This window comes from Hyphomonas oceanitis, from assembly GCF_036964545.1.
Lineage (GTDB): Bacteria > Pseudomonadota > Alphaproteobacteria > Caulobacterales > Hyphomonadaceae > Hyphomonas > Hyphomonas oceanitis.
On sequence record NZ_JBALTL010000004.1, the window covers coordinates 373,089 to 387,011 of the forward strand.

Below are 13,923 nucleotides of genomic sequence, written 5' to 3' on the forward strand. Positions count from 1 at the left end.
AAATGGCTGACGACAACAGGCAACAAGAATCATGCTATTGACCCATGCTACGTTAGCGACTCCTGACGGGGGTGCGCCTTACGGACTCGTCGCGGACGGGGCGGTCTGGATAAAGGGAGATCGACTGGCGTGGGTCGGCCGGATGGCGGACATTCCAGGCGATGCGCGCAGGGATGACGCTCTAGATTTGGAAGGCCGCCTGGTCACGCCGGGTCTCGTCGATTGCCACACGCATATTGTGCATGGCGGTAACCGTGCCACCGAGTTTGAGATGCGTCTCCATGGCGCGAGCTATGAAGAGATTGCACAGGCAGGCGGAGGTATTGCTGCGACCGTTGCTGCGACACGCACGGCGAGTGAATCGCGTTTGCTGGCATCCGCTCTGGAACGGGTAGATGCGCTCATCGCTGAAGGGATGACAACGATCGAGATTAAGTCGGGCTACGGACTGGATGTCGAGACGGAGCTGAAAATGTTGCGCGTAGCCCGAAGGATCGCAACGCTTCGCCCCGTATGTGTGCGCACAAGCTTTCTCGGCGCGCATTCTGTTCCGGAGGAATATGTCGGTCGCAGCGACGCGTATCTGGATGAGGTTTGCCTGCCTGCATTGGAAGCCGCCCATAATGAAGGACTTGTGGATGCGGTCGATGGGTTTTGCGAGGGCATTGCTTTTTCGACCGAGCAGATTCAAAGGGTTTTCGAAAAAGCCCGTTTGCTTGGGCTACGGGTGAAATTGCACGCGGAACAATTGTCCTGGCTGGGAGGCGCCGCCCTTGCTGCCAGCTTCGATGCCCTGTCATGCGATCATCTGGAATACGCGACACCGGCCGATGCCATAGCAATGGCACGCTCCGGGACGGTCGCCGTGCTCTTGCCCGGCGCCTTTTACTTCCTGCGTGAAACCAAATTGCCGCCCTTGGACGCCTTGCGCGCGAACGGTGTCCCCATGGCGCTGGCCACCGACTGTAACCCCGGATCGTCACCCGTGACGTCGCTATTGCTGACCATGAACATGGCCTGCACTCTGTTCAGGATGACACCGCAGGAAGCCCTGGCCGGTGTAACGATACATGGCGCGCACGCACTGGGGCTTGCCGATGTCGGACAAATCAAGCCCGGCCAAAAGGCAGACCTGGCAGTGTGGGATGTCGCGCACCCGGCAGAACTGTCATACCGCATCGGTTTCAATCCCTTGCACCTGCGCATGTTTGAGGGAGAGATCACATGATTGTTCTGCAACCTGGAACAGCATCATTGGCGCTCCTGGAAGAGATATGGCGACAGGGCAGGCCGGCCCGGCTGGCTGAGACGGCGCGCGGGCCTGTGGACCGCGCCGCAGAGCTTGTCGCAAGGATTGCGGCCGGGAGCGCCGCCGTCTACGGGGTCAATACCGGGTTCGGCAAACTGGCGAGCATCAAGATCGACCCGGCCGACACTGCGACACTCCAGCGCAACCTCGTCCTGTCGCATTGTTGCGGGGTCGGCGAGCCGCTGGATATCGCAACATCACGGCTCATGATGGTCCTGAAACTGTTATCAATCGGGCGGGGTGCGTCAGGTGTTTCATGGCCCGTCATTGCTCAGATCGAAGCCATGCTGGAAATGGATGTGACGCCGGTCATTCCCGTCCAGGGCTCCGTTGGAGCGTCGGGCGACCTTGCGCCGCTGGCCCATATGGCTGCGGCCCTGATCGGACAGGGGGAAGTCTTCTTCGGGGGCGAACGCATGCCCGCTAGCCAGGGCTTGGCTGCTGCGGGGCTGTCTGCGATCACGCTCGGTCCCAAGGAGGGGCTGGGCCTCATCAACGGGACGCAGTTTTCGACAGCCTGTGCACTCGCCGGACTTTTCGAAGCCAAAAACAGTGTTCTGCAAAGCCTCGTCTCGGCCACCCTCTCGACGGACGCCATTATGGGATCCACGGCGCCCCTGCTCGCTGAAATTCACGAACTGCGCGGACATCGCGGGCAGATACGGGTTGCAGGCGCAATGCGACAGATAATCGAAGGCTCGCAAATACGCGAAAGCCACAAGGTCGGTGATGCACGCGTTCAGGATCCTTACTGCATAAGGTGCCAGCCACAGGTGACGGGGGCAGCTCTTGACCTGCTGGACAGCGCGGGGCGAACCCTGGAGATTGAGGCGAACGCCGTATCGGACAACCCGCTCGTGCTCGTGGAGCGGGGCGAGATTGTGTCCGGCGGGAATTTTCATGCCGAGCCGGTTGCCTTCGCGGCGGACCTGATTGCTCTGGCCATCGCGGAAATCGGCGCCATCGCGCAACGGCGCGTAGCGGTGATGGTGGATCCGACCTTGTCCTTTGATCTGCCGCCCTTCCTGACCTCGGCTCCGGGTCTCAATTCGGGCATGATGATTGCCGAAGTGACGACCGCCGCCCTGATGAGCGAAAACAAGCACCTGGCCAATCCCTGTTCCACCGATTCCACGCCGACATCTGCGAACCAGGAAGACCACGTTTCCATGGCGGCGCACGGTGCGAGGCGGCTGGTCCGGATGAACCAGAATCTCAGCATGATCCTGGCTGTGGAGTTTCTTTGCGGCGCGCAGGGCGTCGAGTTTCGTGCGCCGCTGAAGACCAGCCCGGCCTTGCAGAATGTCGTCAGAGCAATTCGTCAATCGATCATGCCTCTGGATATTGACCGCTTCATGGCGCCTGATCTTGAGCGCGCATGTGCCCTGGTAAAGGGCGCCGTACTTTCCCGGGCCGCAGGACTGCCAGACAGTGTCGATGCGGTGACACTGTGAACCCCGTTGATGTCAAACGGGGGCAGGGACCGATCGTCCTTGGAATTCCCCATAGCGGTACATTTATTCCGCCGGATGTGTTCGCGCGGCTCACGCCGATCGGCCAGTCGCTCGCCGACACAGACTGGCACGTGGACCGGCTTTATTCGGATATCCTGCCAGGAGCCACATCTGTACGGGCAAACTTTCATCGCTACGTGATTGATGCGAACCGCGATCCGTCCGGCGCGAGCCTTTATCCTGGTCAGAACACGACGGGCCTGGTGCCTGTGACAAGCTTCGATGGCGAGCCCATCTGGACGAACGCGCCCGGCACCGAGGAGATCGAAGCGCGCCGGGTGCGTTGGCACGCGCCGTATCACGCTGCGCTGGCAGGCGAACTCGAGCGTGTCCTGGGGATGCATGGCGTGGCCGTGCTCTACGATTGTCACTCAATTCGTTCCAGAGTGCCGTTTCTGTTCGAGGGTCGCCTTCCGGATTTCAATATCGGGACGAATTCCGGCCGGGCGTGCGATCCGCGTCTCGCCGATGGCGTGGAGGATGTCTGTCGTCGGGCGCCGGGCTATACAATGGTGCGCGATGGCCGCTTTCGCGGCGGCTGGACGACGCGTCATTATGGGCGGCCTGCGCAAGGCGTGCACGCGATTCAGATGGAGTTGGCGCAATCGACTTATCTCGAAAGCGAGACGGCTCCCTTCCAATATGATGCCCGAAAGGCCGACAATTTGCGTGAGCATATCGGCGCGGTTCTCCGGGCAATAGAATTCATGACGATCAAACTGGAAAGCAGGTAATGATAAACAACCGACACAACCTCAGAGACATCTATCCCGCGACGGGTTCAGAGATTACCGCGAAGAGCTGGCTCACCGAAGCGCCGATGCGTATGCTGATGAATAACCTGCATCCGGACGTGGCCGAGAATCCGCATGAACTGGTTGTCTATGGTGGCATTGGCCGTGCGGCACGGACATGGGCCGATTTCGACAAGATTGTTGCAAGTCTCAAGGATCTGGAGCTGGATGAAACGCTGCTTGTCCAGTCCGGCAAGCCGGTCGGCGTGTTTCGCACACATGCCGATGCGCCCCGTGTCCTGATCGCAAATTCCAATCTTGTGCCCCATTGGGCAACATGGGACCATTTCAATGAGCTGGATCGCAAAGGTCTGGCCATGTACGGCCAGATGACCGCAGGGTCGTGGATTTATATCGGCTCCCAGGGGATCATTCAGGGAACGTACGAAACCTTCGTTGAGGCCGGGCGCCAGCACTATAAGGGAAATCTCTCGGGACGTTGGATATTGACGGGCGGCCTCGGCGGCATGGGAGCAGCGCAGCCGCTCGCGGCCGTGATGGCGGGGGCCTGCTGCCTGGCTGTGGAGTGCGATGAGACCCGTGTCGATTTTCGGATACGCACGGGCTATGTCGATGCCAAAACGGATTCCCTCGACGAGGCGCTGGAAATTATTGCAGACTGGACCGCGGCAGGTGAAGCGAAATCGGTTGCGCTTATCGGCAATGCGGCTGATGTTTTTCCCGATATTTACAGGCGCGGTGTCCGCCCGGATATCGTAACCGACCAGACCAGCGCGCATGATCCGTTGCATGGCTACCTGCCGCAAGGCTGGAGTCTGGCCGAATGGCGCGAGAAGCAGGAATCCGAACCAAAGGCAGTGGAGCTGGCGGCGCGTGCCAGCATGAAAGTGCACGTCAAGGCCATGGTGGATTTCTGGAACGCAGGCGTGCCGACCCTCGATTATGGCAACAATATCAGGCAGGTCGCCAAGGAAGAAGGACTTGAAGATGCCTTCGCTTTTCCCGGATTCGTGCCAGCCTATATCCGCCCATTATTTTGTCGCGGCATCGGTCCGTTCCGCTGGTGTGCGCTGTCGGGAGATCCTGAAGACATCTACAAGACCGATGCGAAAGTCCGCGAACTGGTCGACGATCCGCACCTTCACAAGTGGCTGGACATGGCGCGCGAGCGCATTGCCTTCCAGGGACTGCCCGCACGTATCTGCTGGGTCGGCCTTGGTGTGCGCCACAAGCTCGGCCTGGCTTTCAACGAGATGGTGAGGACGGGCGAATTGTCCGCACCTATTGTTATCGGGCGCGACCATCTCGATTCCGGCTCGGTTGCATCCCCCAATCGGGAGACGGAATCCATGAAGGACGGCTCTGATGCCGTATCAGATTGGCCACTCCTCAATGCTTTGCTCAATACCGCGTCGGGGGCAACCTGGGTTTCAATCCATCATGGCGGCGGTGTGGGTATGGGATTTTCTCAGCATTCCGGCATGGTGATCTGTTGCGACGGAACAGCGGACGCAGACCGCCGGATCGCTCGCGTCCTTTGGAATGACCCGGCGAGCGGTGTGATGCGCCACGCTGATGCCGGATATGAAACTGCCATTGATTGTGCTCGTGAACACGGTCTGAATCTTCCGGCCATATTGTGAAGACGCTCGGCAATGGCTGTTCAGGAACTGCCTGTGATCCAGGCCCACGGTGGCATCATCCGGTCGGCCGATGGCCTGAGAAACGATCGGAATGATAGGGTTGCAGCGTCCGGCCTGTCAGGACGTCGCCAGACGATCGAGGAACTCATATCGAGATCCCGGATAAATCATTCGGGCGAACGAAACGATCCTGCGGCAGCTCCAGGTTCGGCGAAGCAGCAAAAGACAGGGCTCGGTCTTGTTGATCTTCAGAAGCTTGCGCGATTCTGCATCAGGAATGATGGATTTGACCCTGTGTTCAAATTTCTGAAGCGGCGCGTGCTTCATCAGATACTCGTTCGGTGTCCCCTTGCTGAAATCCAGTTCTCCGTAGCCAGGCAATATGGCCTGGGGGACAAATCGCTCCTCAAGCTGAAGGGGCAGGCCATTCTCCTCATGTATGACGATCGAATGGAATACTTCCGAACCCGGTTCGATTTCGAGCTGCTGTGCAACGATGCGAGATGCGTGCTCGAGCGAATTTTGAACCATGATTGCAGAATACGAACTATTCCGACCGCGTATTTCGTCTGCGATATTATTGACAGTGATAAGCTGGCCGTGTGACTGCGCCTCGGCGACAAATGTTCCGACCCCCGCTATCCGCAATACTAAGCCGGAATCCTTCAGCTCCTTGATAGCGCGGTGGACGGTCATTCGGGCCACCTTGAATTCGGCAGCCAAATCCGTTTCCGACGGAACGCGATCATTCGGCTTCAACTCACCTGTTTCGATGAGGCCCGTAATATGACGCTTGATTTGTTCGTAAAGAGGGGCTGGCACGTGTGATCTATCCTCAATGAAAGTCTTGAACCGTTGAATCGCTTCGAAAGATATATGGCCATCATGACAAAATGCTATGTCGGATTGAATTGGGCAGAAGGAACGTCTGGTCCATTTATCGGGAGATTGAGCCGCGGCGCATCGAATTTTGTTCCTTTCTGGGCGAACGGATCATATCTGAAGTGTCGATATCTGGTATGCGCGGGCTAATTCAATGCAACTTCAGCAGCTCCACCGATCTGTCGCGTCAATTGCCAAAGTCGTCGAATGCAATCCTTTCTTCAGAAACGCCAAGTGAATTCAGCAGCGTCAGGACCGCTTCAAGCATCTGTGGCGGACCGCATACATAGAAGCTGCACTGACCGATATCTGGATGGGATGCGAGATACTGGTCACGCACAATTTCGTGAATCCACCCGCGCTTTCCGGTCCAGGCATCGGTTTCGTTCAAGTGCGAAAGCGCGACATGCCAGGAAAAATTCGGGCAAGTGTCCAAGAGGTGCTCGAACTCCTCCTTGTACACAATATCCTCTTGTGTCCTGGCGCCGTACCAGAACGAAACTTTCGACGTCCTGCTTCGCGATGCCAATTGGTCATGGATCATGGATCGTATGGGCGCGATGCCGGCGCCGCCGCCGATAAACACGATTTCGTTGTCATCGTCGTTGACGTGAAAGTCTCCAAACGGCCCTCTTAACCGGACTGTATCGCCCTGGCCAAGCGTGGACAGGTAGGCAGAACCAATACCGACAGGAACGCCCGACGTATCGGGCTTCGCAAGCGCGAGACGGATGTTCAACAAAATATCGCTGCCGAGTTCGCCGGGAGAGTTGGCAAGCGAATATGTTCGGTGGAGTGGTGTATCTGTTCCGAACGCTTTTGCCGTCCCCGACGCCTGCCACTGACCCCTGACGGTTTCAGGCAGGTCCAATTGGTCCAGATGCGATCTGAAAGGCGGAATTTCTACTTGAACATAGCTCCCCGCCCTGAATGCGAGAGGCTCCGGAAGCGCAATTCGAAGTTCGTACATGTCAGGTGCGATAAACTCAGAAGACACAATCGTTCCAGTAAATGTTTTCGCGTCGAGCAGACCGTGAGGAAGTATGACAGAAAGGGCTGTGTCGACCCGGTGCTGGCAAGCCAGACGATATCCCGAACCAAGTTCTGATTCCGGGATTTGTCTGCGATCAGCAGGCGTGATGGGCGTCTCGGGAGTGATCCGCACCCTGCAAAGTCCGCACGTGCCGCCGCCTCCGCATGAGGAGGGGAGGGGATAGCCCTGTTCTTCCATTGCGGCATACAAGGATTGCAGCGGCCTGGCATCGAACGCCCTGACGGCTCCGCCTTCACTGTCGGTAAGCGACAGAGTGAGGCGCTTCTTTCGGTTGCGCCATTTCGCAACCAGATTGAAGTCATGGCGCCGGAAACTGTCCCACCAAAGGACTATTCCGCTCAATCCCAACCAGAACACGACAAGCGCCGAGATCACGACAAGCGGGTTATTGAAATTGGACCGGTTCTGGTAGTCCATGATATGGAGCATCCACAAAGTATCGAATATTCGCCAATAATGGTTGCGTCTTTCCATGACCTGCCCGGTGGCGGTCGAAACATAGATGCTTGTACGCTCAGGATCATTGAAGTTGATCCGCCAGGCAGGGCCGGCATGAGTGCGGATTGCCAGCGTGGGTGTTTCTACATGTATGGCTTTCGAAATTTGTCCCGGTCCGGAATAATCGTTGCGCGCAATTTCGGTTGCAAGCGTTTCGTCTATGATGATGGGCAGTCCCGTCTCAGCATCCAACAGCGACGTGCCGTCCGTTGCAACGGTCTCGTAAACAGGCCGCCCATTGAAAGTCCGGAGCCGAATCTGGCGGATAGAACGGTCATCGACTGCCGGTGGGAGCCTGACCTCATCCCTTGTTGATTCCAGCGAGGCTGTTTCCGCATGTTCTGCCTTGCGGTGCTCGCCGGAGACCTTGTCGTGGGGCAGAATTGCCATACCAAGCCCGCTGAGCATCCAGAGAGCGAGCTGGAAGCCCAGAACGAGACCAATCCACTTGTGCGCCTGTCGAACGATCCCCATCATCTATCGGTCTCCCTGACGACGCTTGAAGCTGAACCAGAGCAACCACAATCCCAGAATTGACAGGGACAGGCCAAGTCCTGCCGCGATACGCAAGAGATTGTTGTTCACGTCAGCGCGTTCCTTGTAGTCCATGATGTGCAACATCCAGGCAAAATCGAATACACGCCAATAGGTGTGCCGCCGCGTGATCAGGGATCCGTCGTCAGGAGAGATATAAAAGGACGTCGAACCGGCGTCGGAAAAATCGATTTTCCACAAAGGCAGTTTCCGGGATTGAATCTCACTCGGAGCTTCGGCGTCATTTTCCAGCAGTGTGGCAGCGCTGACATCGCCAGATCGCGCATAATGATAGCGCGCCACGCTGATTGCATCAGCTTCCCCGAGCGGGGACTGTTCGTTCCCGGTCTCTGCGTTGACGAGATGCGCGCCCGCAGGCGAATATATCCTGTAGAAGGGTTTCCCCGTCCAGCTTGTCAGAATGACCTCATTTGCGTCGGGATGCTCAGCAAGGACATCCGAAAATGTGATCCGGGGCTGGTAGCCACTGGCGATCGTGTCTGACATGTTCCGGACCATATGGTCGCCATGTATGAAGTCGAGGCTCATGATGACCATATAGAGGCCTGTTGCCACCCAGATCATTGCCTGCGCGCCAATAATCAGGGACAACCATTTATGCCACTGGCGAACTCTGAACGCGATCATTCTGGTCATACGTCACTCTTTGTAATGGTGGCTCTGAAGGCCGAAGGCCGCAGAGCCGGAATGCAGGTCCGCGAGCGCCTCGCAAATCGTCAGTCGAAGGCAGTCGTGTAGTCTCCGTAAAGCGGGTCGTAATAAAACCCTCCCGCTTCATAATCGGAATTCCATATCCGTTTGCCGGTCTTGTCGAGGCGATAGAGATAAGGAGACAGCAACAGACGTTCCTGATGCCAACGCCCCTCCTTTCCCGAAGGGATCTGGGTGCCTGAACCGTAAAGCATCAAGCCGTCATCGGAACGTATCTCGTGCTGCGGACTAATCGTCATGTATTCATGACTTACATTCATCAGCTTGTGTCCAAGTTCATGGGCGATCGTAAGCTTGTTCTCTGAGTCATGCTTTGTGAGCGTTATGACCCCGCGGATGCGGTCCGGAATGCTGAACCCGTACATGTAGGACGGAAATGAAAGGCCGGACGTATTCACGACCCTGGGTGCCCAGTTGCGCTCCGAATCATCCAGATTTTCGAAAAAGGTCATGTAGACATTCTGTAATGCAAGGAGGTAAACCGTCCTGCTATTGTCTTCGGCTGGTTCGATAATGCCTTCGAAGGCCGCAAGCGCACCGTCTGACAATTCCGAGGGAGTTTGGCTGCGCTGGACATACATGTTGCCATAGCCGCCTGAAGGCATTTGCGAACGATCGCTCGCCGAGTTGATAGCAAGAAAGCCTGGATCCACTGCGCCGGTCTTTACCCACAGGAGATTGAGTTGGACACCCGTCGGCGCGAAGACCCGCTTCGCGTTCGCGAATTCCTCCAGGAGCCCTTCCAGGGGCAATATGGCTCTCGCATCCTCATGAAGATTGGACGGGTAGTATAGTCCGACATCCACTGTCGGCTTCCCGGCCTGCAAGTCAGCGTTCAAAGCGTTGATCTCGGCCTCCTTGATAACTGTCCAGATGATCGTCCGGGATTCTGCTACTGCGTCCGCTGGAGGTGGGGACACAGATGGTGACGTACATCCCGACGAAACCACCATCAGCAACACAGCACATATCAATTTATTGATCATGGGGACTTCCTAGTCAAAGTCACGAATTGCGCGTATCAAGAGCAGCCCTGTCATTCGACAGAGACTGTCCTGGATGCTTCAACCAGTTGATCGAATTCGGGATTGTGCTGCCTGGCAAATGCTATGGCAGGGTGATCGGCGTCGAGCTGGTGATAATAGAAAGTCTCACCCTCATTGTACTGTCTATCCAGATCCGCCGCCAGCGCGTGCATGCCATCGGTGAAGGATCGATAATTTTCACCTTCCCGCTTCTTCTTGAAAATCAGTATCTCTGCTCCCTCCGGAAACGCGGCTTCCCATCCTGTCGGCATGTTGGAACCGAAGTGAAAAATCGAGCCGGCCTGCATGACCTTGCGCTTACCTTCGCTGCTGAGGACCCATCGCCCTGCCATCGTATAGACAATGCTCTCAGTGGGGTGCGGATGCTCGGAAAGGAACATTCCGGGTTCAAGCCGCAAGGTATATGCGCGCAATTCTTCTCCGAAGAGCAGTGGCCCAAAAAAACCTTCATGGGTGAACGTGCTGCTGGCGTTCTGCATCGCCTCGGCAACGTCCTCGATGATCTCGACATTATTGGCCAGTTGGATATAGGCCGGCGCGACATGTGTGGCATCGACAATCCGCGGGTCCTGCACTTTCGAGCCAGAATGCCCGTCGGCATCAGGCATCACCTCGGACCCATGCGAATGACCATGGTCGTCACCGCGCTCAGGATGGGTTGCGCAGGCCGCCAGCGCCAACACGGATAGTGTCAAAAGCAGATGCTTCGTATACATAAATATCTCCCAGCTGAATTGGTCCGTTTCGGACGAAGGTGATGCTTGGACTACGTTCTTATCATTGGCCGGCGAGGCAGATCCGCCCCCGAACGCGGTGGCCTGGCGCGTCTGCGTGTCTTCGTTTCTGGTCTCGTCCTCCCCGTTCGTCCGAAGGATTGAAAACCGAAAGAGTTCGACTCGAGGGAGCGTCGCTGCGGACAGGCGAGAGGCCTGTCCGCAGGATATGCCTTCGGCCTACTTCCTGTAGCTCAGCCTTATGTAACCGCGGCGGCCAAGAAGGTCATAGGTCATCGTGTCCGTGTTTCCATCTGTCCAGCTGGCGACGAAAGGTGGATCATTCTGAAAGATGTTGTCCACTCCGGCGGTTACCCGGAAGGCTTCAGTTACATCGTAGGAAAACTGCGCATTGTGATAGAATTGCGCCGGAATGTGAGAACCCGGTCCTGATGTCGCATAGAAATCGTCACCTTCGCCAATCATCTGGACAGAATAGGTTCCCGACCACTTGCTCGATGTTGTCGTCCAGGAGCTTATTGCGCGCCACTCCGGGTAACCGCCATTTCCTCCGCCGATATAGCCGGCGATCATCGTGGGATCATCGCCCTCAAAAGCGACGGTTTCATACTCGGACAGATACGTCGCGTTGAAGTCGATCGAATGGTCGAGGCCGAATTTTTCAAAGCCATACACCACGCCGATATCAAGTCCTTTCATTGTCTCGCTGCCGGTGTTCGCATTCTGCGTCGACAGATAGTTGACATCACCATTCAACGGGTTGCGGGTATGATGCTCGGGAGCACAGAACTGATGGGACAGGTTTGACGATTCGTAGCAGAGCGACAGTTTGGTCGATCCCGGGGTCGTCCGTATGGCATTGTCAATCTTTATGTCAAAGTAGTCGAGCGTAACAGACAGTCCCTCGATGGGTTGAAGTACCGTGCCGATGGTGAATGATTCCGAGGATTCCGGCTCAAGGTTCGGATTGCCACCCGCATCTGTCAGGACTGTATTGCCAAGCTGGATATAATTGGTCGGCACGCCGGCCGCCTGGCAGTTCAGGTAGATATTGCTTGTCGGCGAAAGGGCCGCCCATCCAGAGCATGGGTCAACCGTTGTCAGATTGCCCTCTGACACGCCGCCAAACAGTTCCGGAATATTCGGAATACGAAACGCGGTTGCAAAGGTTCCCCGGAGCTTAACAGCATCGTTTATGCGCCAGTTCAGTCCGGCCTTGTAATTGGTATCGCTGCCAAAGAGATCGTAGTCGGAATAGCGGATTGCCCCATCCAGAGAGAGCGACTGGACGAGAGGAATATCCTTTATAAGTGGTACACTGACTTCGGCAAAGACCTCTTTCGCCTTCGTCGATCCGGAGATCGGATCCTGCTGGTTTCCAAGAGCGAGTCCTGCGACCGACAGGGAGTCCGGATTGCGCCATCCCTTGTCTTCGCGCCACTCGGCTCCGAAGGCGACGCCGAGCATGCCCGCAGGAAGCTGGAACACTTCGCCGCTCATGCTGGCGCTGATTGCCTTCTGTTCATTGCCGCCAAGTCCCGTCTCCGTGAACACGATATAGTCGAGGACGTCCTGCGTGACATCGCCGTATCCAAATAGATCGGCACACGGGACGCCACCCGTGCCACACGTGGCCGGATCCAGCGTTTGTGCCAGGCGTCCAGTATTGATGTTATTCAGTATCGAATCAGAGCCAGTGTTGCGGCCCCAGTTCAGGGATGCTTCGTAGCTCCACACGTCACCGAGGTTTCCCTTTAGTCCGGTTACGATCCGGAATGTATCCGTTTCCTGTTCGAATACGCGTGCGCCATTTTCAAGCAGCCTGCGACGCTCCAGGACGAAGTCGACGCCTGTCGGGTTGGTTGGATGCGATGCATCAAACCCAATATCGACAAGCGTGGCCGGAGACGCCGGCTGCGAGGACCAGCGTTTTGTATACAGGAGTTCGGCAAAAAGGTCGGTACTATCAGTCAGGTGATATGTGCCGAAGGTCGCAAAACTGAGGCGCTCAAGCGGGTTGGATGCGTTGAAATATGGGTTGTAGTTGAAGCCGTCGCGATTGCCGTCGTAAATCTGGAAGGAATCTCCGTCACCGCCGGGCATTTGATTGAAATTCACCCGTGTAGGGCCCGTCAGGACCGATCCATCAGGCATGACATAGCCTGCAGGCAATGTGCCACGTCCGCCGATTGTGGAAGAGCTCAGGCCATCACAGACAAATCCGTCCGGGCCCGGCGTCCCGGGGCAAGGGGCGCGGCTCTCATCCGAAAGCGGCGCGGCCCCCGTATCCTGATAGCTGACATTGAACATGACGTCGCCCTTGGAGCTCGTCGCGCCCCAGCTCAAATCCAGCAGTAATTCCTCGCCGTCACCTTCATCCGTCATGCCATATTTGGCAGATGCTTCGAACCCGTCATAGCCTTCTTTGGTTATCAGGTTGATCACGCCAGCAACCGCATCGGCGCCATAGGTGGCAGACGCACCATCTTTGAGGACTTCAACGCGCGACACCAGAGACATCGGGATCATGGACAGATCGACGGCGCTATTCGCGCCGGTGCCACCATAGACAATCCGGCGGCCGTTCAGAAGGACCAGGGTTCTGTTGACACCCAGACCGCGCAAGTTGATTTGCGGCGTACCCCAACCATTGGATACCCAATAGGCACTACTCGAATTCCCGCCGAATCCAGCCGACGATGGGAGGCGCTGGAGAAGCGTTTCGAGATTTGTTATCCCGGTCTGTTCGATCTGTACGCTGTCAAGGACAGTTACAGGGCCAACGCTTGTGAGGTCCTTGCGCTTGATCCGGCTACCGGTAACGGTGATCGTATCTTCGACTTTGGCCGCCTCATCTGCGGGCGCCTCCTGGGACGCCGCCGGCAATGAGGTCAAACACAGCGCTAGAGGAACAAGCGCTGCACTCATCAGGATACTGTTCTTAAGAGATTTCATAGTCCGACTCCCGCCATGTCTGATTGTCTAGATTTGGATTGTAGCGTAGCTTAAGTATGTACCTGTCTAGACAGCCGGTTCGTCGGGTCAACCCTGTTCTTAAACTATTGGTCATCTTTCTCGCGCTCAGAACAAAATGCAGGCATGCTGGTCGAGAATTGAGCTGATGCAGGGTTGCAACTTTATGGCTGATATGTCGAAGGCAACTTAGGATAGGCTTTCGCCGTACAGGCGCCGTTGACACGGCCCATCTGCCAGGGGTGATAG

The 13,923-nt window shown here is 56.7% G+C and carries 10 protein-coding genes; 4 read left to right on the forward strand and 6 right to left on the reverse strand.

Annotation, left to right across the window (positions count from 1 at the left end; all coding sequences use genetic code 11):
• Positions 1–31: 31 nt before the first annotated feature.
• The 4 genes from hutI to hutU are packed head-to-tail and all read left to right on the forward strand — an operon-like array spanning position 32 to position 5,221.
• Positions 32–1,228 (forward strand): imidazolonepropionase, encoded by a 1,197-nt coding sequence (hutI, locus tag V7651_RS13400; protein WP_335592468.1) that lies wholly within the window; start codon positions 32–34, stop codon positions 1,226–1,228.
• Positions 1,225–2,763 (forward strand): histidine ammonia-lyase, encoded by a 1,539-nt coding sequence (gene hutH / locus V7651_RS13405; RefSeq protein ID WP_335592469.1) that lies wholly within the window; start codon positions 1,225–1,227, stop codon positions 2,761–2,763. Before hutI ends, hutH begins: the two co-directional genes overlap by 4 nt.
• On the forward strand, positions 2,760–3,557 hold the full coding sequence (gene hutG, locus V7651_RS13410) for an N-formylglutamate deformylase (RefSeq protein ID WP_335592470.1): 798 nt from the start codon (positions 2,760–2,762) through the stop codon (positions 3,555–3,557). Before hutH ends, hutG begins: the two co-directional genes overlap by 4 nt.
• A complete protein-coding gene (gene hutU, locus V7651_RS13415; protein ID WP_035541469.1) occupies positions 3,557–5,221 on the forward strand; it encodes a urocanate hydratase in 1,665 nt (554 codons plus the stop codon). The genes hutG and hutU overlap by 1 nt, the downstream gene beginning before the upstream one ends.
• 117 nt (positions 5,222–5,338) lie before the next feature.
• On the opposite strand, the gene hutC is transcribed toward hutU, so the two are convergent.
• The 6 genes from hutC to V7651_RS13445 form a co-directional block, all read right to left on the reverse strand.
• Complete coding sequence (gene hutC, locus V7651_RS13420) at positions 5,339–6,043, reverse strand: histidine utilization repressor (RefSeq protein WP_051625112.1); 705 nt, start codon at positions 6,041–6,043, stop codon at positions 5,339–5,341.
• 247 nt (positions 6,044–6,290) lie between these two features.
• The gene (nqrF, locus tag V7651_RS13425; protein WP_335592479.1) at positions 6,291–8,132 is read right to left on the reverse strand and encodes an NADH:ubiquinone reductase (Na(+)-transporting) subunit F; all 1,842 of its coding nucleotides are present in this window, start codon (positions 8,130–8,132) and stop codon (positions 6,291–6,293) included.
• Positions 8,133–8,846 carry a hypothetical protein gene (locus V7651_RS13430; RefSeq protein ID WP_335592478.1) on the reverse strand — a complete coding sequence of 238 codons (714 nt, stop codon included), beginning with the start codon at positions 8,844–8,846 and terminating at the stop codon, positions 8,133–8,135.
• 80 nt (positions 8,847–8,926) lie between these two features.
• Complete coding sequence (locus V7651_RS13435; RefSeq protein WP_335592477.1) at positions 8,927–9,907, reverse strand: M78 family metallopeptidase domain-containing protein; 981 nt, start codon at positions 9,905–9,907, stop codon at positions 8,927–8,929.
• Positions 9,908–9,957: 50 nt separating this feature from the next.
• Positions 9,958–10,683 carry a cupin domain-containing protein gene (locus V7651_RS13440; protein ID WP_335613449.1) on the reverse strand — a complete coding sequence of 242 codons (726 nt, stop codon included), beginning with the start codon at positions 10,681–10,683 and terminating at the stop codon, positions 9,958–9,960.
• A 237-nt stretch (positions 10,684–10,920) separates the two neighbouring features.
• Positions 10,921–13,656, reverse strand: a complete 2,736-nt coding sequence (locus V7651_RS13445; protein ID WP_035541456.1) for a TonB-dependent receptor plug domain-containing protein — start codon at positions 13,654–13,656, stop codon at positions 10,921–10,923.
• Between the last annotated feature and the right edge of the window lie 267 nt (positions 13,657–13,923).

Bases quoted from the DNA above. Each gene is read 5' to 3' on its own strand.
- hutU (WP_035541469.1), top strand. From the start codon at position 3,557: ATGATAAACAACCGACACAACCTCAGAGACATCTATCCCGCGACGGGT.
- V7651_RS13435 (WP_335592477.1), bottom strand. From the start codon at position 9,907: ATGATCAATAAATTGATATGTGCTGTGTTGCTGATGGTGGTTTCGTCG.
- V7651_RS13440 (WP_335613449.1), bottom strand. From the start codon at position 10,683: ATGTATACGAAGCATCTGCTTTTGACACTATCCGTGTTGGCGCTGGCG.
- V7651_RS13445 (WP_035541456.1), bottom strand. From the start codon at position 13,656: ATGAAATCTCTTAAGAACAGTATCCTGATGAGTGCAGCGCTTGTTCCT.
- hutI (WP_335592468.1), top strand. From the start codon at position 32: ATGCTATTGACCCATGCTACGTTAGCGACTCCTGACGGGGGTGCGCCT.
- hutH (WP_335592469.1), top strand. From the start codon at position 1,225: ATGATTGTTCTGCAACCTGGAACAGCATCATTGGCGCTCCTGGAAGAG.
- nqrF (WP_335592479.1), bottom strand. From the start codon at position 8,132: ATGATGGGGATCGTTCGACAGGCGCACAAGTGGATTGGTCTCGTTCTG.
- V7651_RS13430 (WP_335592478.1), bottom strand. From the start codon at position 8,846: ATGACCAGAATGATCGCGTTCAGAGTTCGCCAGTGGCATAAATGGTTG.